The 19,966-nt window shown below is 64.8% G+C and carries 14 protein-coding genes and 1 CRISPR repeat array; of the genes, 12 read left to right on the top strand and 2 right to left on the bottom strand.

Annotation, left to right across the window (positions count from 1 at the left end; all coding sequences use genetic code 11):
• Window positions 1-484 precede the first annotated feature (484 nt).
• Window positions 485-3,196 carry a transglycosylase domain-containing protein gene (locus tag QYE77_RS08850; RefSeq protein ID WP_315625031.1) on the top strand — a complete coding sequence of 904 codons (2,712 nt, stop codon included), beginning with the start codon at window positions 485-487 and terminating at the stop codon, window positions 3,194-3,196.
• 113 nt (window positions 3,197-3,309) lie between these two features.
• Here the strand turns inward: QYE77_RS08850 and QYE77_RS08845 are convergent, their stop codons facing one another.
• Window positions 3,310-4,173 carry a pirin family protein gene (locus QYE77_RS08845; protein WP_315625030.1) on the bottom strand — a complete coding sequence of 288 codons (864 nt, stop codon included), beginning with the start codon at window positions 4,171-4,173 and terminating at the stop codon, window positions 3,310-3,312.
• Between the two features lie 70 nt (window positions 4,174-4,243).
• Window positions 4,244-4,621, bottom strand: coding sequence for a carbonic anhydrase (locus tag QYE77_RS08840; RefSeq protein ID WP_315625029.1), 378 nt, complete (start codon window positions 4,619-4,621; stop codon window positions 4,244-4,246).
• 270 nt (window positions 4,622-4,891) lie between these two features.
• Window positions 4,892-6,609: a CRISPR direct-repeat array (repeat unit 36 nt; unit sequence GTCTTAATGCCCTTTCGGGCATTTGATGATTCTGAC).
• A gap of 597 nt (window positions 6,610-7,206) precedes the next feature.
• Between QYE77_RS08840 and QYE77_RS08835 the strand changes: the two genes are divergently transcribed.
• The 11 genes from QYE77_RS08835 (at window position 7,207) to QYE77_RS08785 (ending at window position 19,765) form a co-directional block, all read left to right on the top strand.
• The gene (locus QYE77_RS08835) at window positions 7,207-7,503 is read left to right on the top strand and encodes a hypothetical protein (protein WP_315625028.1); all 297 of its coding nucleotides are present in this window, start codon (window positions 7,207-7,209) and stop codon (window positions 7,501-7,503) included.
• 8 nt (window positions 7,504-7,511) lie between these two features.
• Window positions 7,512-9,080: a phage terminase large subunit family protein gene (locus QYE77_RS08830; protein ID WP_315625027.1), complete on the top strand. Its 1,569-nt coding sequence runs from the start codon at window positions 7,512-7,514 to the stop codon at window positions 9,078-9,080.
• A 14-nt stretch (window positions 9,081-9,094) separates the two neighbouring features.
• Entirely contained in the window at window positions 9,095-10,510 is a 1,416-nt protein-coding gene (locus tag QYE77_RS08825; RefSeq protein WP_315625026.1) for a hypothetical protein, read from the top strand.
• A 19-nt stretch (window positions 10,511-10,529) separates the two neighbouring features.
• On the top strand, window positions 10,530-12,422 hold the full coding sequence (locus tag QYE77_RS08820) for a phage major capsid protein (RefSeq protein ID WP_315625025.1): 1,893 nt from the start codon (window positions 10,530-10,532) through the stop codon (window positions 12,420-12,422).
• Window positions 12,423-12,484: 62 nt separating this feature from the next.
• Complete coding sequence (locus QYE77_RS08815; RefSeq protein ID WP_315625024.1) at window positions 12,485-12,712, top strand: hypothetical protein; 228 nt, start codon at window positions 12,485-12,487, stop codon at window positions 12,710-12,712.
• On the top strand, window positions 12,693-12,875 hold the full coding sequence (locus QYE77_RS08810) for a hypothetical protein (protein ID WP_315625023.1): 183 nt from the start codon (window positions 12,693-12,695) through the stop codon (window positions 12,873-12,875). The genes QYE77_RS08815 and QYE77_RS08810 overlap by 20 nt, the downstream gene beginning before the upstream one ends.
• The gene (locus tag QYE77_RS08805; RefSeq protein ID WP_315625022.1) at window positions 12,872-13,615 is read left to right on the top strand and encodes a glycoside hydrolase family 25 protein; all 744 of its coding nucleotides are present in this window, start codon (window positions 12,872-12,874) and stop codon (window positions 13,613-13,615) included. Before QYE77_RS08810 ends, QYE77_RS08805 begins: the two co-directional genes overlap by 4 nt.
• The gene (locus QYE77_RS08800) at window positions 13,612-14,064 is read left to right on the top strand and encodes a hypothetical protein (RefSeq protein ID WP_315625021.1); all 453 of its coding nucleotides are present in this window, start codon (window positions 13,612-13,614) and stop codon (window positions 14,062-14,064) included. The genes QYE77_RS08805 and QYE77_RS08800 overlap by 4 nt, the downstream gene beginning before the upstream one ends.
• Window positions 14,061-15,395, top strand: coding sequence for a hypothetical protein (locus tag QYE77_RS08795; RefSeq protein ID WP_315625020.1), 1,335 nt, complete (start codon window positions 14,061-14,063; stop codon window positions 15,393-15,395). The genes QYE77_RS08800 and QYE77_RS08795 overlap by 4 nt, the downstream gene beginning before the upstream one ends.
• Window positions 15,392-16,897 (top strand): choice-of-anchor R domain-containing protein, encoded by a 1,506-nt coding sequence (locus tag QYE77_RS08790; RefSeq protein ID WP_315625019.1) that lies wholly within the window; start codon window positions 15,392-15,394, stop codon window positions 16,895-16,897. The genes QYE77_RS08795 and QYE77_RS08790 overlap by 4 nt, the downstream gene beginning before the upstream one ends.
• Before the next feature lie 213 nt (window positions 16,898-17,110).
• Window positions 17,111-19,765 carry a hypothetical protein gene (locus QYE77_RS08785; RefSeq protein WP_315625018.1) on the top strand — a complete coding sequence of 885 codons (2,655 nt, stop codon included), beginning with the start codon at window positions 17,111-17,113 and terminating at the stop codon, window positions 19,763-19,765.
• The last annotated feature ends 201 nt before the right edge of the window (window positions 19,766-19,966 follow it).

Below are 19,966 nucleotides of genomic sequence, written 5' to 3'. Positions count from 1 at the left end.
GACCCCGCCGGCCAGCGAGACCCAGGCCCTGCGCCATCACCCGACCGGCCTCCCCGAGCGCACCGGCGGTTGGTTCGGTGACGACCTGCTGGCAGCCGAAACGCCACCCCCGCCCGTCCCGCCCCCGGATGAGCAGGCCACGCTTCCCCCGCCACCTCCACCCCCACCGGCCCCCCAACCCGTGCGCATCACGCCCGCGCCCGGGCCGACGCGCGTCAGCCGCCCGGCCTCACCCCCGCGGCCGCCCCAAACGACGCCGCCCCAACCCCGCGCGGGGGCGAGCACCCCCTCGCCCTCACGTCCGGGCGGCCCCCCGCCTTCCACTCCGGCGCGCCCTGCCCGCCCAGCCGCAGCCGCGCCCGCTCCTTCCCGTCCGGCCGGGGCGCCTCCCCCCGCGCGCAATGCTGCCGGCAACCCGCCCACCCAGCCCCCACCCCCGCCGGGCAACGGCAGAAAGCGCGCCCTGGGCTGCCTGCTGCGCGCATTGATCGCCCTGCTCTTCGCCGGCGTGGTCGTGCTCATCGCCATCGGCTCGTTCCTGATCTACCGCTACTTCACCATCGCCGCCAACCTGCCCAGCGTGGATGATCTGCAGGCCCGCGCCTCGCAGTTCGAGACCACCCGCATCCTCGACCGCAACGGCAACCTGATCTACGAAATCCTGGACCCCCGCGCCGGGCGGCGCACCTACGTCCCGCTGGAAAAAATTTCCCCCTACCTCATCGCTGCCACCCTCGCCACCGAGGATAAGGAATTCTACAACCATCCCGGCTTTGACCCCTGGGCCATCGCGCGCGCCCTGTGGCAGAACTACACCACCGGCGAGGTGGTCTCCGGCGCTTCGACCATCACCCAGCAACTGGCGCGGGCGCTGCTGCTCTCGCCGGATGAACGGGCCGAGCGCACGGTCGAACGCAAGGCGCGTGAGATCGTGCTGGCGGCTGAGATCACCCGCAAGTATTCCAAAGAAGAGATCCTCGAACTGTATCTGAACGAGATTTACTACGGTAAATTGGCCTACGGCGTGGAAGCCGCCGCCGAGACCTATTTCCACACCACCGCCGAGAAGTTGACCCTGGCGCAGGCAGCCTTCCTGGCCGGGCTGCCCCAATCACCGGCGGTGTACGATATCGAGACCAACCGCGAGGTGACGCTCAACCGCTTCCGCCAGGTGCTGCGCCTGATGTACGAGATGAGCCAGGAAAAGGGCTGTATTGAGGTCAGCACCAGTTTGCAGCCGGTGTGCGTCACCCAGGAAGATGTGGCCCTGGCGGCGCGGGAGATGGAAACCTACCAGTTCCAGGCGCCGACCAACGTGATGCGCTTCCCGCATTGGGTGACCTACGTGCGTTCCCTGCTCGAAGCCCAATACGGCGCCGATGCCATCTACCGCTCCGGCTTCACCGTCTATACCACGCTCGACCCCGACCTGCAACAACAGGCCGAAGAGATGGTCAAGCGCCAGATTGCCCAACTGGCCGACCGCCACGTGACCAACGGCGCGCTGGTGGCCATCCGCCCCACCACCGGTGAAATCCTGGCCATGGTGGGTTCGGCGGATTTTTACAACGAAGCCATCTCCGGCCAGGTCAACATGGCGCTGGCGCCGCGCCAACCCGGCTCGGCGATCAAGCCGCTGACCTACGTGGCCGCCTTTGAAAAGGGCTGGACGCCGGCCACCCTGATCTGGGATGTGCCGAGTGAGTTCCCGCCCTCAGGCGACCCCAACGATCCACGCGAGCCCTATCGCCCGGTCAACTACGATGGGCGCTTCCACGGGCCGGTGACGGTGCGCGTGGCGCTGGCCAATTCGTACAACGTGCCGGCGGTCAAGGCGCTGCAGTTCGTGGGCATTTACGACGACCCCAACACGCCCCAGCCGGATGGGCTGATCAACTTTGCCAAGCGCCTGGGCATCACCACCCTCACCCGCCCCGACTACGGCCTCTCGCTCACCCTGGGCGGCGGGGATGTCAGCCTGCTTGAACTGACCGCGGCCTACGCCGTCTTTGCCAACGGCGGGCGGCGCGTGCCCCCGGTGGCGATCACCAAAATCGTGGATTACAAGGGCAACCTGGTCTATGAGTACCAGCCCCCTGCCGGCGATCAGGTGGTGCGCCCGGAGCACGCCTTCCTGATCTCCTCGATCCTCTCGGATAACCAGGCGCGCGCGCCGATGTTCGGCACCAACTCGGTGCTCAACCTGCCCTTCCCGGTCGCCGCCAAGACCGGCACCACCAACGACTTCCGCGATAACTGGACGCTGGGCTACACCCCCGACCTGGCCGTAGGGGTGTGGGTGGGCAATGCCGACTATACCCCCATGCAGAACACCACCGGCCTCACCGGCGCAGCGCCGATCTGGGCCGAGTTTATGCAGGCGGCGATCCAAAAACTGACCGATGGCCGCCCTACGCCGTTCATCCGCCCGGCCGGGATCGTGGAAAAGATCATCTGCGAGGTCTCCGGCGCCGAGCCTTCGGAGTGGTGCCCCTCACAGCGCCTGGAGTACTTTGCCTATGACCAGCTGCCCCGGCCCAAAGACGACGACCTGTGGAAGAAGGTGATCATTGATACCTGGACCGGGTTGCGCGCCACCTCAGCCTGCGCCGATTCGATCAAAGAGGTGCTGGCGCTCAACGTCACCGACCCCTTTGCCATCAAGTGGATCCGTGAGACCGACGAGGGGCGGCGGTGGGCGGAGCAGTACGGGTTCAAGGAGCCGTTGGTCTTCGTCCCCGAGCGCGAGTGCCGCCCGGGTGATCCCCGCCCGCTGCTGCTCTTCTCGAACCTCAGCGAGGGGCAGACGATCACCACCAGCCCGCTGGAGATCTACGCCCTGGTCACCGTGCCGGAGCCGTTCCGCGAGTTTCGCCTGGAATACGGCCGGGGCGATGACCCGGATGAGTGGACGGCGCTGGCGATCGGCAACACCAGCGAGAATCAGCCGCGCCTGCTGGCGACCTGGGATCTGCACGAGGTGCCGCCCGGGCGGGTGACCCTGCGCCTCTACGTGGAAAGCCAGCGCGATACCTACGCCGAACGGCGCATCCACCTCAACCTCCAGGTGCCGACCCCGACCCCCACCCCCACGCCGACCGCCACGGTGACGCCAACCGCCACGCCCACGCTGACGCCCACGCCACCCCCTCCGCCCACGCTGACGCCCACGCCCACCGATACGCCGACACCCTAGGACGGGGGCGGGGTTGATGCCCGCAAACGAAAACAGCCGGAGCGGCGCCTTGGAGGCTGCTCCGGCTTTCATTTGGGATGACGTTGAGATGACGTCCGAGAGGGGTTTTGTATCTAGGGTTGGACGAAGGTGCCGTTGCGCAGATCGCGCAGGGTTTGCTCGATCTCTTCGCGCGTGGTCATGACGAAGGGCCCGTAGGGGTAAATCGGTTCGCGGAAGGGGCGCCCGCTGATGAGCATGAAGCGCGCGCCGTCGGCCGTTGTGATGCGCACGCGCTCACCCGCATCGTATACCAGCATGCACGGCGCTGCTACCTGCACCGCTTGCCCCTGGGCATCGGCTCCAAAGTGCCCCTTGCCTTCAAACAGGTACACCAGCAGGGTGTGCTCGGGGTCGGTGGCCCACTCGAAGACCTGGCCGGCCGGCAGGGAGACGTCCAGGTAGACCGGCTGGGCGGCAATCGCGCGCACCGGGCCGCTCACGCCGTTGACCGCGCCGGCGACCAGGCGCAGGCGCGCGCCACCGTAGGCGACCTCGGGAATGGCCGCCGCCGGCACATCCTGATAGCGCGGCGGGCCCATCTTGAGCGCCGCCGGCAGGTTGACCCAGAGTTGAAAGCCGAGCACGCGTCCCTGCGGGCTGCGGGTGGGCATTTCTTCGTGCAGGATGCCGCGCCCGCTGGTCATCCACTGCACATCGCCCGGCCCGATGAAGCCCAGGTTGCCCAGGCTATCGCGATGGCGCACCTGGCCCTCGAGCATGTAAGTCACGGTCTCGATCCCGCGGTGGGGGTGAGTGGGAAAGCCACGGAGCGGCCCTTCCCGAGGATCGTTGAAGGCAAAATGGTCAAAGAGCAGGAAAGGATCGTAGGGGTTGGCGCGGCTGGGCGCAAACGCCCGCAGCAGCAACACCCCCGCGCCCTCGATGACCAGCTGAGGGGTGATGATCTCCCGTACCGTACGTATCTCTGAACGCATGTGCCCCGCCTTATCCTCGTGATTTTGGATGTATTATATCCTATTAAATCCGAGAGGGGCGGGTTTGGGTCTAAAGCGGGATCTCGGTCACGCTCCAGGTTTCATCCACCCACAGGGCGAGGATGGGGCGGGCTTCGGAGTGGGTTTTGAGGAAGCGAACGGCTTCCTGGAGATGGGCGATTTGGACCTCACGCGGGGCGGGGTTGCCGGCGCAGTCGTGATGAGCGACGACCGCGATGCCCACGGCGGCGTGGTTGTGGATCGAGATGGCGAGCCGTTCCAGGATGGATTGGACTTTAACCGCGTTGGAGCGGTCGGCGAGGATCAGACTGGGTCCCGGCTCGGTGATCATATCCACGAAGGGGACACCGAAGCGGGCTTGCAGAAAGCGGATCACCGGCTGTTGAACCCGGCCATCCATGCAGTTGATCGCGGCGCAAAAGGACATAGGCCTCCTTTTCAGCGGGGGGTGAAGCGGGTCAGTGCTGCGGGGCGGGTTTGCGGGGGTGGCGGACAGCGGCCGGGGTGATAGCCCGCCACCGGGAGCGCGGGGGCGGCGGGGCGAATAGGAAAGAAACGGGCTGTGTGAGGATCACGCAGCCCGGATTTTGAGAGGCGGGGCGGTTCACGCGGACACCCGCACAGCGGCCCGGGTGGGCATTGGATGATTATGATCGTCAATTTCTCGGTCGCCTCGAATGACGGGAAAGGAACCACGTCTTTAATGCCCTTTCGGGCATTTGATGATTCTGACGTATTAGGGGAGAAGGGTATGCCCCTTCTCGGAACAATAATCTTTGCCGTCTTAATGCCCTTTCGGGCATTTGATGATTCTGACAATATTTCACGGTTGATAGTCCAGAAGTTGTCGAGTTGAGTCTTAATGCCCTTTCGGGCATTTGATGATTCTGACAATATGCGCGAATGATTTTGACGACAATCTTAGAGTGTAAGGTCTTAATGCCCTTTCGGGCATTTGATGATTCTGACTGTTCAGTCCAAATATTATTTGCCGCAATATGAACACTATATGGTCTTAATGCCCTTTCGGGCATTTGATGATTCTGACCTTCGAGACCGCCTTGCGCAAGGGCAAGACCATCCGACACGGTCTTAATGCCCTTTCGGGCATTTGATGATTCTGACCGCATGAAATATGTTGTTGAATTTTACAACATGCTAGAAGTGTCTTAATGCCCTTTCGGGCATTTGATGATTCTGACCGATCCAAAAGACAATGGTGGTGGAGGTCTCTTGACCGTCTTAATGCCCTTTCGGGCATTTGATGATTCTGACGGAGACGCTATCAGCGCCAGCAGCATTGATCCTAGCGACATAGAGTCTTAATGCCCTTTCGGGCATTTGATGATTCTGACTTTGTCAACATCTTCGGGCGCACTGGCCTTGACACGGTCAGTCTTAATGCCCTTTCGGGCATTTGATGATTCTGACCGATCGTCGAGGTCGCCGGTGACAAAACCAATGTCTACCGTCTTAATGCCCTTTCGGGCATTTGATGATTCTGACGGGCTTATTCAGCCTCCACGGGAATGGGTCGTTCCGCGGGTCTTAATGCCCTTTCGGGCATTTGATGATTCTGACTATATCGTGTCTGCCCTCGTGGCAGACAGGGTAAAAGTCTTAATGCCCTTTCGGGCATTTGATGATTCTGACAAACTAAATATTTTGTCCATGACAATACCGGTGCGGAATTGGTGGTCTTAATGCCCTTTCGGGCATTTGATGATTCTGACGAGGAAATAAAGATGCTGAAACCAATATTGGCAACGGTCTTAATGCCCTTTCGGGCATTTGATGATTCTGACTCTTCGGTTGCTTCTCTGGAAGCAATCGAAAAATGGATAGTCTTAATGCCCTTTCGGGCATTTGATGATTCTGACATATCAACAGTGTGGTTTGTGTATAACTGAAAAACTCTGTCAGTCTTAATGCCCTTTCGGGCATTTGATGATTCTGACATCATAATCGGGATTTTGGTGGCTCTTGCTGTAATTATGAGTCTTAATGCCCTTTCGGGCATTTGATGATTCTGACATAAAGGAGGACAAAATGTCAAAGGTTCTAAAAATAAAGTCTTAATGCCCTTTCGGGCATTTGATGATTCTGACGAAACAAAAATCAAGATTGCCAAGGGGCGCAAGCCCACTGCTGAGTCTTAATGCCCTTTCGGGCATTTGATGATTCTGACTTAAAATCTTCCTGGTTATTTTAAAGATATACATTAAGTTGTCTTAATGCCCTTTCGGGCATTTGATGATTCTGACATTCAGAGCGCATTTTCAGAAGTCGGATCAGTGCATAGTGTCTTAATGCCCTTTCGGGCATTTGATGATTCTGACTATCTGATTCAGACCGGTGAAACAAGAATGGGTACATCATGTCTTAATGCCCTTTCGGGCATTTGATGATTCTGACTGCAGACATCTAGACAACTGAAAGTGGGAGAAACTGCGCTTCTCCAAGCCCATTTCACGGGCTAAAGTGGGAGAAAACGCCCATGCTGCGGGCTGTTTTTCGCCCTCAAGTGGGAGTTTAATATTCAACCCTTGAATTTTGCGTACCCCCCTCCCATTTTGAGCCTTTTTGGCCTCATTTTCGAGGGGGGGTGCGCAAAAGTGATAATTTTCACAAATTGCACCCTGGCGGGCATTGAAACTACGTCTTGCGGGGTGTCCCCGCACGCTCTGGCCCTCCTCTCAACCTATGCACTTGTTAAGGTGCAGCGCAGGTTGTCTCTATTATAGGGATTTTCCCGCATTAAATCAAGCGCCCGGCGGGGGGATTTTGGAAAATCCGCCCGGTTTTCTGCCGCCGGGTGGGGTGAAGCGGGTCGGCCCTGCGCGGCGGTTCCTTCCGGGATCAAACTCTCGTTCTTGTCAAGCCCTCACTTTAACGAGGGTTAGGCTCATTAATCCGGCGTTTTCCTCGTTAAAGATGCAGGTTGTAAACGCCGCCCCTTTGTGGCATCCTTGGAGCGTAAGATAGAACATAATTTCTAACCCCAGGAGGCCTATGGAGCAACCCCTTCCCCCCACTCCCCCCAAACGCCGCCGCAACGGCGCCCTCAGCGACGAAATCCGCCTCTTGCGCACGCTGGTGCGCCGGGTGGAGGCCCTGGCCGATGAGGGCCGCACCCTGGGCGAGATGCTCTCCATCGTCGAAACGCTCGCCCGTGCCAGCGCCCACCTCGCCACCCTGCTCAAAGCCGAGCGCCAACTCGAAAGCGGTCAGACCATGGCCGACCTGCTCAACCAGATGCTGGACGAGGTCATTGCCGAGATGCAGGCCAACGGCCAGCCGGCGCCCTGAGGTGCGGCATGGATGACGCGCGCGCCCTCACCCTGAAGAAACTTCTGCTCGATCCGGTGCTATTCATCCGCTATGCCTCGGGCCTGCGCCTGCGCCGCTACCAGGAAGCGGTCGTGCGCGCGGTGGTGGATTCCGTCCTGCACGGGCGCGGGCTCAGCCTGGTGGTGATGTTCCCGCGCCAGGCGGGCAAGAACGAGTGCCAGGCGCAGATCGAAGCCTACCTGCTGACCCTGCTGATGCAGACCGACGCCGAGATCGTCAAGATCAGCCCGACCTGGAAACCCCAGGCGCAGAACGCCATGCGCCGCCTGGAGCGCGTGCTCCAGCGCAACCGCCTCACCGCCACGCTGTGGCAGCGCGAATCCGGCTACATCTACCGCGTCGGGCGGGCGCGCATCCTCTTCCTCTCCGGCGCGCCCGAAGCCAACATCGTCGGGGCCACGGCCAACACCCTGCTTGAGGTGGACGAGGCCCAGGATGTGAGCCCGGCCAAATACGATAAGGACATCGCTCCCATGGCCGCCTCGACCAACGCCACGCGCGTCTTTTGGGGCACCGCCTGGAGCCACGAGACCCTGCTGGCACGGGAACTGCGCGCCGCCGCAGCCGCCCAGGCCGCCGATGGCCGCCGCCGCGTCTTCCGCCTCAGCGCCGAGGAGGTCGCCGCCGAGGTGCCGGCCTACGGGCGCTTTGTGGCTGAACAGGTCGCGCGCTTAGGGCGCCAGCACCCCCTCATCCGCACCCAATTTTACAGCGAAGAAATCGAGACCGAAGGCGGGCTGTTCCCGCCCGAACGCCGCACCCACATGCAGGGGACGCATGCCCTCAGCCTCACCCCCCAGCCGGGGCAGAGTTATGCCTTCCTGCTCGATGTGGCCGGTGCCGACGAAGGGCTGGCTGAAGGCGAGAGCCTGCACCACCCCCAGCGCGACCATACCGCGCTCACCGTGGTGGAAGTTGACCGCAGCACGCTGGACGATCCGGCCCGCCGCGCCCCCACCTACCGCTGTGTCTTCCGCCGCGCCTGGGTGGGGGTCAAACACCCGCTGATCTACGACCAGGTGGCCGACCTGGCGCGGCGCTGGGCTGTGCGCTACCTCGTGGTGGATGCCACCGGGGTCGGTGCCGGGCTGGCTGCTTTTCTGGAGCGCGCCCTGCCCCGGCGGGTCATCCCCTTCCAATTCAACGCCGCCAGCAAGAGCCGCCTGGGCTGGGCCTTCCTCAGCCTGGTGGATGGCGGACGCTGGCAGGAGCCGCAACTGCCCGCCGAGCCGGCTCTGCCGCTCTTTGCCGGCGCCGAGGCCGAGGCGCTCAACACCGCCGTGGGCCACTGCCGTCGCTTCTGGCAGCAGGTGGCGCACTGCCGCTACACCCTCCAACCCGGCCCGCAGAAGCACCTGCGCTGGGGGGTGCCCGAGGGTTACCGCCTGCCGGGCGAACGGGAGCCCCTGCACGATGACTGGCTGATCTCCGCCGCCCTGGCTGCCCTGCTGGATGCCCAGCCCTGGGGGGCGGGCGGCGAGGCCCTGATCGTGCCCGCCCGCGACCCTCTGGCCGACCTGGATCTCGGTTTTTGAAAGGAACTCGGACCATGCCCCCTTCATCCTCTGCCCCTCGTTCCACCTGGTGGGAGCGCCTGCGCCGCCGTCCCACCCTCGCCCAGCACCAGGCGCTGACCACCCCGGCCGAATGGCGCGATCCCTGGGAAGGGCCGCTGCTCACCACCCGCGACCGCGGCTTGCCCGACCGCCGCACCAGCCTGGAGCAGGCGCTGGAAGCCTGGCGGGTCAACCCGCTGGCGCGCCGCATCGTCGAACTGACCACCCAGTACGTGGTCGGCGGGGGGATAGCGGTGAGTTGCCCCCACGCCTCTACCGCCCGCTTCCTGCGCGCCTTTTGGGAGCACCCGCTCAATCGCATGGCCGTGCGGGTGATGGAATGGTGCGATGAACTGACCCGCAGTGGCAATCTCTTCATCCTGCTTTCCACCGATGCCGCCGGGATGAGTTACGTCCGCGCCGTCCCCGCCAGCGAGATCGCCGAGATTCGCGCCCGCCCCAACGACCTGGATCAGCCGCTGGCGTTCTGGCCGCGCAGTGGCGCCGAGGGTGCGCCGCCGCTCACCCCCTGGCCGGCCTACGACGCCCTCAGCGATGCCCCGCACCGCGGCGGTGGCTTTGCCCCGGCCATGCTCCACTACGCCATCAACCGTCCGGTTGGCTCGCAGTGGGGCGAATCCGACCTGGCGCCGCTCTTGCGCTGGCTCAGCCGCTACAGCAACTGGCTGGAAGACCGCGCCCGCCTCAACCGCTACCGCACCGCCTTCCTTTACGTGGTGCGCGCCCGCTTCGGCAGTGAGGGCGAACGCCTCACCCGTCAGCAGCGCCTCAACGCCACCCCACCCCCGCCCGGCTCAATTTTGGTGACGGATGAAAGCGAGACCTGGGAGGTGCTGGCGCCCAAATTAGAGGCGGATGAGGCCGGGCAGGACGGCCTGGCCCTCAAAAAGATGATCGCCGCCGGGGCCGGACTGCCCCTGCACTTTCTGGCCGAGCCGGAATCGGCCACCCGCACCACCGCCGAAGCCGCCGGCGGGCCGACCTACCGCCGCTTTGAACAGCGCCAGCGCTTCTTCCTCTGGCTCTTGGGCGACGTATTGCGCGCGGTGGTGCGCCGCCGCGCCCAGGTTGACCGCGCCCTGCCGCCGCGTCAGCGCGTGGACGCGGAGGCCGAGATCACCCTGCACGGGGCCGACCTCTCGGCGCGCGATAACGTCGCCCTGGCCTTAGCCGCCAACCACATCCTGGCCGTGCTGGGCGAACTGCGCGACCGCGCCCTGATTGACGATGCCGAGGTGCTGCGCCTGGCGTATCGCTTCTGCGGCGAAACGGCGGACATCGCCGACCTGCTGGCCCGCGGGCGCGCCGCCGGTCCGACCGCCACCCCTTTCCGCCGCCCGCCCACCCCCAGCGGTAAGGTGGATTTGCTCAGCGGCGACCCGAAATAACCCCCTCTTGGAGCGCTCTATGCCCGAAACTTCCCCAACGACCCATTCTCATGTGACCTGGCAGGCGCACCTCAGCGCCACCCCCAGCGCCGGCTTTGAGATCTTGGCCATCACCGCCGGTGAGGGCAACGGCTGGCGCTTCAGCCCGCAGGTGCTCCAGGCTTCCCTGCCCCTGTGGGAAGGCGTCAAGTGCTTTGTGGATCACCGCGCCGGCCCCCGCTCCCTGCGCGACCTGGCCGGGGTGGGCGAGAGCCCCACTTACGACCCCCAGGCGGAGGGCATCCGGCTGCGCCTGCGCCCGCTCGGCCCGGCTGCCGACCTGCTCGAACGCCTGGGTGAGCAGGTGCTGGCCGATCCGCTTCCTCGCCCCGCGCTGGGCTTTTCCGCCGACCTGATCTTCACCGCCGAGGGCCGCCAGGTAACCCGCATCGTGCGCGTGCTCTCGGTGGACCTGGTGCTCGACCCGGCCCGCGGGGGTACCTTCGTGCGCCGCCTGGCCGTGGCATCCCTTTCTACCTCTGACCCCCTAAAAGGAGACCCCATGGACGACCCAACCACCCCAACCCCCCAACCGCAGCCCCAACCCCAGCCCACTCCCGCTCCCAGCGCTGAGGTGCTCTGCCAGCACCTGCTGGAAAGCACCCTCGCCGCCGCCCACCTGCCCCCGGCGCTCACCGCCCAGGTGCGGGCGCGCTTCCAGGGGCGCACCTTCGCCCCCGCCGAACTGCAAACCGCCCTGGCCGAGGCGCATCATCTGGTTGCCAGCCTCAACCAGGCGGGGGTGGTGCAGGGCCCGCCGCGGGTGGAAGGCATGGCCAGCAGTGAAGATCAGATCACCGCGGCGCTGTTTGACCTGCTGGGCGTGGAGCGCCCGCCCGAACTGCGCCCCCTGCACGTGGCGCGCCTCAGCGGCATCCGCGAACTCTACCTGCGCATGACCGGCGATCAGGACTTCCGCGGCGGCTACGATGCCGAGCGGGCGCAGTTTGCCACCACAGCCGACCTGCCCGGCGTGCTGAAGAACGCGCTCAACAAACTCATCCTGGCCGAATGGCAGGAACTGGGGCGCTCCGGCTACCGCTGGTGGGAGCCCATCGTCAGCGTGGAGCACTTTTCCACCCTGCACCCGGTCAGCGGGGTGCTGGTGGGCGAGGTCAGCGCCCTGCCCACGGTGGCCGAAGGCGAAGCCTACCCCGCGCTCAGCCTGCGTGATTCCACCGAGGTGGGCAACTGGGTCAAAGCCGGTGGCTACATCGGGCTGACGCTGGAGATGTTCGAGCGCGACGAGACGCACAAATTGCGCCAGGTGCCGCGCAAACTGGCCAACGCCGCCCTGCGCCGCCTTTCGGGGCTGGTGGCGGCGGTCTTCACGGCTCAAAACGGCGTTGGCCCGCAGATGGCGGATGGCTACCCCGTGTTCGAAGCGCCGCACCACGCCAACCTGGGCAGTGCCGCGCTCTCAGCCGCCGCCTGGGAAGCTGCCAGCGCCGCGATCTACGAACAGCGCCTGCTCAGCCCGGAAGGGAGCGCCGGGCCGAAACTGGCGCTGGATGCGCGCTACCTTTTGGTGCCGCGCGCCCTGCGCCTGACCGCCATGCGCATTCTCTACCCCGCCTTTGAGCGTGAGGTCAACATCTTCTCCGAGAACCTGCAGCGCGGCCAGTACGGCGATGTCATCACCGTGCCCGAGTTCGAGGATGCCAACGACTGGGCGGCGGTCGCCGACCCGCGCCTGGCGCCGGGCATCATCATCGCCGAACGCTTCGGCCTGCTGCCCGAGATCATCCTCGCCGATGATCAGCACAGCGGCGCCCTCTTCACCCACGACGAGGTGCGCCTCAAGGTGCGCCACTGGTGCTCGGTCTTCGTCGCCGATTACCGCCCGCTCTACAAGAGCAACGTCACCGCCTGATCCACCGCGGGGAGCGGTACACCTCGCGCCGCTCCCCCTTTCACCCTTCACGGAGGTTCACCATGGATTGGAAAACCCAACTGGGACATCTGCTGCGTTCGCGCAAGTTCTGGGTGCTGCTGGCCTCGCTGGCGACCATCGCCGCCGGCCTCAGCAGTGGGCAACTGGATATCTGGCAGGCCGTGCAAGCCACCATCGCCGCGCTGGCGGTTTACTCCACCGGCGTGGCCATCGAAGATGCCGGACGCGCTCGCCCGACGGAGCCGCCTCATGACCGCCCCACGCCCTAACCCCCGCCGTCGCACCCTGCCCGCGCCCCTGCGCGAAGCGCTGGCGCGCCTGGGCATCGCCCCGGCCGAGGTGCAAGCCTGGGCGCGCCGCCCCGATGGGGAGATCGTCCTGCGCCTGACCAACGGCATGAAACTGGTGCTCAAGCCGGAGGTGAAGCCATGACCTGGGAAGAAGCCGCGCTGGGCGTGGACGTGAGTCACTGGCAACCCGAGGTGGATTGGACTACCCTGCGCGCCGGTGGGGTGACCTTTGCCGTGCTCAAAGCCACCCAGGGCACCGCCTTGCGCGATGCCTGCTTCATCCCGCACCTGGAAGGCGCCCGCACGGCCGGCCTGCGCGTGGGCGCCTATCACTGGTGCGACCCGATCCGCCCGGCCATCCCCCAGGCCGATCACTTCTTGCGCACCATCCACGCTCAACCGCTGGATTTCCTGGCGATTGACGTGGAACAGCAGTGGGCCTCGTGGCGGGAATGGGAACAGCGCCATGTGGTGCGCCTGATCTCTCCCGAGCGCATCAGCCGCGTCGCCCAGGCGGTGGCCCAGCGCGTGCGCGCCGCCACCGGCTTGCCCGTGCTCATCTACACCCGCGTGTCGTTCATCGCCGAGTTCGCCCGCCCCATGCTGACCTGGCTGGGCGCGTGGCCGCTGTGGCTGGCGCAGTACCCCTACCCGCGCGGGCGCATCACCTGCACCTGGGAGGCCCTGCGGACGCACTTTCTGCCCACCGCTGCCCGCCCGGTTCTGCCGCCGGGCTGCGCCACCTGGCAGATGTGGCAGTTCAGCGCCGGGCGCTTTATCCTGCCGGGAGTGCCCGCCCCGCTCGACCTCAACCTCTTCAACGGGACGCCGGCGGCGTTCGAGGCCTGGCTGGCGCAGGAGCGGGTAGGAGGGACGGCATGAGCGATGTCGCTACTCTGCTCACCCGCCTGCGCGCCTGGGTGCTGGATGCCGAGGGGCGGGTTTGGACGGACGATTTGCTCACCGAGGGCCTGCGCCAGGCCCTCAGCGACCTGATGCAGGCCAGCGGGCAGCGCTACGTGCTCAACGGGCTGGATGGGGAGACCGCCCCCAGCGACTTGCCGCGCGACCTCTGGCCGCTGTTGCTGCGTGGGGCGCTCGGCTATGCTCTGCTCGGGCGCGCCGCGGCCCGCCTGGAGCCTTTTAACCTGCGTCCCGACCTGCCCAAGGCGCTTCAAGACCTGGCCCTGGCCTGCCTGCGCGCCTTTGCCCAGGCCCTGCCCGCCCTGGCAGCCGCCCATCCCCGCCAGTTCCAGCAGGCAGCGCAAGCCCCTTACCCCACCAGCGGCTGGCCAGCCGACCCCGCCCCTGAAACGGAGGATGCCCCATGATGGAAAGCCTCTACCTCTGCGATGCCCAGGGCTTGGCGCCCTTGTGGTTGCACGGGAGCGGCGCGCAACCCCCGCTGGTGGGTGCGGTGCGGGCAGCCCCGCGCCGCCTGGATGCCGAAACGGTGGAAGAGACGCTCACCATCGCGCTGGAAGGCAGCGGCATCACCCCCTGGCTGGAGGCGCTTGAGGCACGCCTGGCCGATGGGCGCGACGGCATTACCCCCTCCTATCTCACCCTGCAAACCGCGCCCGGCGCGCCGTTCTGGCGCAGTCCCCTGCGCGGTGGCGACCTGACCCTGCTCGAGGGCGATGCCGCCAGCCGTGGGGTGCGCCTGACCCTGCGCCGCCCGCCGTGGTGGGAGGGCAGTTTGCAGGCCCTGCCTCTGAGCAACCCCAATGGCAGCCGCCTCACCACCGGGCTGACCCTTTCCAACCACCAGGACAACCACGCCGGGCACGTGAACTACGCCAGCCTGGCCGCCGCCGATCTGCCCGGCAGTCTGCCGGCGCCGTTTCAGGCCGTGCTGCGCGCCACCGGGGCAGGCGAGAGCCTGCAAACCGTCCTGCTCGGGCTGGGCAGTGACCTGGAGGATGCCGACGGCGCGCTCTGGCATGCCCTGGAAGGTGAAGACGCCCAGCCCGGCGCGGATGCCACCCTGAACGTGATCACGGCGGGCCCGGCCAGCGGCGGTGCCTTCGCCCGCCTGACCTGGAGCGCCCCTGTTTGGGCACACCTGGCCACCTGGACGGTGCCCGCCACGGATTTGGGCTACTTGCGCGGGCGGCGGGTGCACCCGGTGCTCTGTCTGAATACCCCGCCGGCACAGGCCGGCCTGACCCTGGCCTGGCGGGTGACCGCAGCGCCAGGGGCGACCCCTCTGGCGCAATCGGCGCCTTTCCCGGCCCAGGTGGGGCACGGCTTGCAGGTCGGCGCCGCGCTCCACCTGCCCCCGCTGGCGCTGGGCGGTGGGCCCTACCCCGCGCTGTACCTGGAACTGTGGGCCGAAAGCACCCCGGCGGCGCCGTTTACCCTGGACGTGGACGCCGTTCACCTGCTGCCGGCGGAGGGCTGGCTGCACGCCTATCCCCTCGGGGGCACGCCCGCCGGCTGGGATCTGGTGCTGGATGGGCTGGAAGAGTTGGTGTACAGCCGCGAGCCCGCCACGGGCGCCCGCGCTTTGACCCACGTGCTGGGTGGGGAGTGGCCGCGCCTGCGCCCCCCGCATGCGCATCGCCTCTACCTGCTGTGGGAGACGCAAGACGGCGCCGCCCCGGCCGCCCAGATTACCCTGCGGCTTTTCCTGCGCCCCCGCAGTGAGGGGGTGGGATGAGCGCGCCGGGAGTGGTGCTCTGGGCGCGGGATGAGGGCGCGCCCCAACCCCTGCGGCTGCCCATGCAGGTAGCCCGCCTGACCTGGGGACTGCCGGGCGGGGCAAGGCGGGCGCGGTTGCAGGCACCCCTACCGCCGGGCTGGTCGCCGCGCCAGGCCGCCGAATGGGGCAAAACCCTGCTGCGCTGTCCGCTCACCGTGCTGAATGCGGCCGGTGATCCGTGTTGGTGGGGGTATGTGCATGCCGTGCAGGTAGAGCAGGGGCAGGTGGGCTACCGCCTCAGTCTGGACGACCTGGCTAACCGCATTGCTGCCACCTACCGTCTGTATGCCCCGCCCCAGGATTGGGTGGGCGAGACCCAACAAACGCCCTGGGTGGAGGACGGGCGCAGTCAAGCGCTGTGGGGAATCAAAGAGCGCTTGCTGGAGGTGGGCGCATCCACCCCCACCCAAGCGCTGGCCATCTGCGCCGCTGTGTTGCGCCGTTCTGCCGACCCCTCAGGCGGAGCGGTCACCTTGACGGCCCGGGCTTCACCGCGGATCGTGCTGGAAGGGCGCGGCTGGTGGGAGACCCTCACCTGGGTGCACGTCCCGCGCGATCTGACGTTTGAGGGCTTTACCATGCCCACGGAAGCCCTGCAAAACCTGGGGCGCTCCACCACCGAGACCTACCTGGCGCAGTCCTTCCGCCTGGAAAACGGCCCGCAACAACTGGCCACCGCGGCTTTCCACGGAGGGATGGTCGGCAGTCCCACCGATGGCCTGACCCTCAGTCTGTGCCAGGATGCCGGCGGCATCCCCGGGGCGGTGCTGGCAAGCGCCACCTTGCCGGCCAACCAGATTTACAGCGGGCGGGCCTGGCTACGCTTTGCGTTTTCCACGCCACCCCTGCTCCAGCCCGGGGTGACCTACTGGCTGCGCCTGGGGCGGAACGGAGGGTTTTCCAGTACGGCTTATTACCGCTTTAGCATGGAGGATACCAATCCTTACCCCCGCGGGCAGTGCCTGGTGTATAACGGCAGTGCCTGGGTGGCGCGTGCCGGCGGGCTGGGGGATAGCGTGTTCTACCTCAGCGCCGCGGCCAGTCCGGCCGAACGCCTGACGGCCTGGCTGAGCGGGGCAGCGGGGCAGTTCCTGCGTCGCCTCGAGCTGCGTGCAACCCTGGCGGCAGTGCCACCCTGGCCACAGGACGGCCTGCGTACCTGCGCCGCGGCGATCCAGGATCTGCTGGATGCCGGCAGCGCGACCGGCGATGCGCTCACCGCCGTGGTGACGGCCGAGCGGGCGCTGGTGATCACGCCCATGCCGGCGGCGGAGGCCGGCGTGGCGGTGGGCGTGGATGGCCGGGGGCAGGTGGTGACGCCGGAGGGGGCGCCCTGGCCGCTGGGCCCTACCGCGCTCGGGGAATGGGCCCGCCTGCGCGGGGATTGGCCGCCGCAACCCCTGCGCCTGACCCACCTGGCGTGGACGCCCGAGCGCGGCCTGCACCTTACAAATTTGTAAGGCCGGCTCAGGCTGCACCTGACAGGATTGTTAAGTCGGTCGGGCGTCTTATTTGTTACAATGCAAGTAACCCCGCAGATAGTGGCAGTTCGGTCGCACGGCCGGACTGACCACCTGAGAGAGACCAGGGGGCGCCGACCAGCGCCCCCTTTTTTGAACCCCGCAGAAAGACGGAGTACCTGTTAACTGGAGAGGGTCAGAGGAATGGGAAACATGCGTATGTGGATGGTAACCGGTCGCAGCCTGAAATGGAGCACCCTGCTGGGCTTGTTGCTGGTAACGTGCATTGGGGTCTTTACCGTGCAGGCGGCTGAATCCTACATCGGCACGACGGTGTTGGTGTCGAAGGTGAGCACTACCGGGGGGGGGTATGAGTTCTCGGGCGCCGATCAGGCTGCCAACTACGCCTCGATCACCTGGTTCAACGAGGACTGCGATGCAAGCCAGTCCAGCGATGCCCCCTATAACGCTTACTGCAACAGCGACGTGCTCAATGCGCCGCCATTGATCGCCTTCGCCTCGCGCGCTACGAACCTGGTGGAAGGGATGCCAGAGGAGGAGTGGTGTGACACAGACGTATATTGTGCCGATATCTTCATCGGCTACAAAGGACAGGACTATGTGCGTGCACTAACCCTGGATAGTAGTGTTACCCAATACCCCAAGGGCGATGCGCTGTTTCCCACTCTCGCCCGTGATGGGCGCTTCCTGGTGTTCCAATCGGCCAGCGAATACACCGAGGTGGAAGGGGGAGACGAAACGCCGGAGACCGACATCTGGCTGATGGATTTGAGTAATCTGAACGCCCCGACTGGCCCCTACCGCATCTCAAACTACAGTACAGCCAGTGGAGGAGTGGAGCAGGAAGCCAATGCCGATTCGGGCAATGTGGCCTGCAGTATTACCGATCCTGATCAATCCCCGGTTTGCGAGGCTTACCACAACGGCACGACCAAGCCCAACCTGAACTACCCTCATCCGGTGGCCGATGTGTACTGGCGGGATCTCAATGCCAACGGGAGCGTGGATCTTTTTACCGACGTCTTTGTGGCGTTTGAGTCCATCGCCAGCAACCTTGATCAGAGCGACGGCAACGGGCACATCAAGGATATCTTCCTGGGGCAGCCTTCGGATAAGGGTTATACGAATCCTCCCCAATACGGGCGCAGTGAGGGTTCACTTCTGCTGACCCGCGCGCCAACCTGCTCAGACGGTCAACCCACCACATACGATCAACCTACCAACGGCGATTCGTATCACCCGGTGTTTGTGGATTTACCCGGTAAAACGCAGGACGGGCGCTTCTTGCTTTTCGTCTCGCGTGCCACCAACCTGATCTGTGGGTTGAGCGATAACGACTACCAGAGCGATAACCCAAACGCCAGCCCGATGGAGCGGCGCGCCAATGTCTTCCTGCTGGATCGCGATTACGACGGCGACGGTAGTTATGATGAGTTTGATCAGTCCGGGGGTGTGCATATTTACTTGCTTTCGCAGGCGCCGAATGGCCTTCCGACGAACGGGACAACCGAGTATCCGGCCGTTGCCTATGTCGAAGAAAATAACCATCCCTATCTGATGGTGGCCTTCCAATCCCGCGCCACCAACTTGGCACCCGAAAACCTGCCCACGGGTAAGGTCAGTGACGATAACGGCTTCAGTGATGTTTACCTCTTCCGCTTCGATTTTGACCCCACTAGCCCCGACTATATGGACGTTGTAAAGCGCTACCTGGTCTCGGTACCTTCGGTGCCGTTGGGGGCGGATCGGCCCTCGGCGCTGGCCAATCAGGCTTCCTATGCGCCCTCTATCTCGCGCGATGGGCTGGTGATTGGTTTCCATTCCTATGCCAGCAACCTGGTGGAAGGGGATACCAACGAATGTCCCTACACCGGCGCCCAAGGCATCGAGGGTCAACCGGCGCCCTCGTGCCCGGACGTCTTCGGACATGACTGGAATGCCCAGCAGACCTGGCGCGTTTCGCTCACCTCGCTCGGCCAGCAGGGAGATCGTGATGCGGTCTATGCTGCACTCTCGGCGACCGGCCAGTTCGCCGCCTTTGCGTCCTACTCTGACTTAGACCTCAATGCCAGCGTGTTCATTCCTCAAAACGTCTCGCAAATCTACCTGCGCGATATGGGTAACCCACCCGGCAATCCTAACGTCCAGCCCACCTATTGGGATTGGGGCACCCTGCATCTGAACACCCCCGGCGAGGCTAAGACGTTCAGCGTGCGCTTTTTAGGCCCCCTTCGTATCGCTGGTCTCGGATTTGAGGTCACCTCTCCGGAGACACCGGCTGAAACTTTCAGTTTCAGCCATACTTGCCAATTAAATTATGAATACTCTCGTGGTAATTATTGCACCTTTAACGTTATCTTTGAGGGTGGAAGCACGCCGGATAAGGAATACACCGGAATGGTTTGGTTAGAGGTTAAACGCCAGGAGAACGACAGCCCGCGCAGGGTGCGCATCGGGGTGCGGGCGCGCACGGCTTACTATTACCCGCTGGCCGACGTTACCGAGTTGAGCGCCAGTGGTGTGCCGGGCAGCACCGTAACCTACACGTTCAACGTAAGTAATGCCGGCGATCTGGCCGAGGACCTGACGTTACACGATCCCAACAATGGTAACGGCACCTGGATCACCGCCTTCCCGCCCACGCTAAGCAACGTCCTGCCCGGTGGGTCGGATCAGCGTACGGTGCAGGTACAGGTGCAGGTGCCCTCGAGCGGGGTCAGCGTAGGGCAGCAAAACCATGACTACATCTACATCTGCTCCGCACATGCCCCCAGCGCCTGCTGGATGGTCGAATTGACCACCACGGTGGATAACTTCCGCGTGTTCATCCCGGCGGTGATGCGCTAACGTGGGCGGATTGCTCGGGCGCTCTCGATCGCAGGGCCCGGCTGGGGAGAGCGCCCGTGCGCCGGTTTGATCAGATTGGGTGGGTTGCCGTGCCGGGGGGAGAACAAAGGGGGATATTTTGCAAATCCCCCCGATTATTAGTCGCCGTCGCCTCGATCCGTTCCCGGAAAAGCCGGATGCCTTTGACCTGATACAACCTTT

The organism is Thermanaerothrix solaris, from assembly GCF_032334255.1.
GTDB classification, from domain to species: domain Bacteria; phylum Chloroflexota; class Anaerolineae; order Anaerolineales; family Anaerolineaceae; genus Thermanaerothrix; species Thermanaerothrix solaris.
The sequence above is the reverse complement of the archived record's forward strand: the minus strand, read 5'-3'. Positions and strand labels throughout refer to the sequence as shown.

What these genes read in the sequence shown, in the direction of transcription:
- QYE77_RS08845 (WP_315625030.1), bottom strand. Translation starts at nt 4,173, where the DNA reads ATGCGTTCAGAGATACGTACGGTACGGGAGATCATCACCCCTCAGCTG.
- QYE77_RS08840 (WP_315625029.1), bottom strand. Translation starts at nt 4,621, where the DNA reads ATGTCCTTTTGCGCCGCGATCAACTGCATGGATGGCCGGGTTCAACAG.
- QYE77_RS08835 (WP_315625028.1), top strand. Translation starts at nt 7,207, where the DNA reads ATGGAGCAACCCCTTCCCCCCACTCCCCCCAAACGCCGCCGCAACGGC.
- QYE77_RS08830 (WP_315625027.1), top strand. Translation starts at nt 7,512, where the DNA reads ATGGATGACGCGCGCGCCCTCACCCTGAAGAAACTTCTGCTCGATCCG.
- QYE77_RS08825 (WP_315625026.1), top strand. Translation starts at nt 9,095, where the DNA reads ATGCCCCCTTCATCCTCTGCCCCTCGTTCCACCTGGTGGGAGCGCCTG.
- QYE77_RS08820 (WP_315625025.1), top strand. Translation starts at nt 10,530, where the DNA reads ATGCCCGAAACTTCCCCAACGACCCATTCTCATGTGACCTGGCAGGCG.
- QYE77_RS08815 (WP_315625024.1), top strand. Translation starts at nt 12,485, where the DNA reads ATGGATTGGAAAACCCAACTGGGACATCTGCTGCGTTCGCGCAAGTTC.
- QYE77_RS08810 (WP_315625023.1), top strand. Translation starts at nt 12,693, where the DNA reads ATGACCGCCCCACGCCCTAACCCCCGCCGTCGCACCCTGCCCGCGCCC.
- QYE77_RS08805 (WP_315625022.1), top strand. Translation starts at nt 12,872, where the DNA reads ATGACCTGGGAAGAAGCCGCGCTGGGCGTGGACGTGAGTCACTGGCAA.
- QYE77_RS08800 (WP_315625021.1), top strand. Translation starts at nt 13,612, where the DNA reads ATGAGCGATGTCGCTACTCTGCTCACCCGCCTGCGCGCCTGGGTGCTG.
- QYE77_RS08795 (WP_315625020.1), top strand. Translation starts at nt 14,061, where the DNA reads ATGATGGAAAGCCTCTACCTCTGCGATGCCCAGGGCTTGGCGCCCTTG.
- QYE77_RS08790 (WP_315625019.1), top strand. Translation starts at nt 15,392, where the DNA reads ATGAGCGCGCCGGGAGTGGTGCTCTGGGCGCGGGATGAGGGCGCGCCC.
- QYE77_RS08785 (WP_315625018.1), top strand. Translation starts at nt 17,111, where the DNA reads ATGCGTATGTGGATGGTAACCGGTCGCAGCCTGAAATGGAGCACCCTG.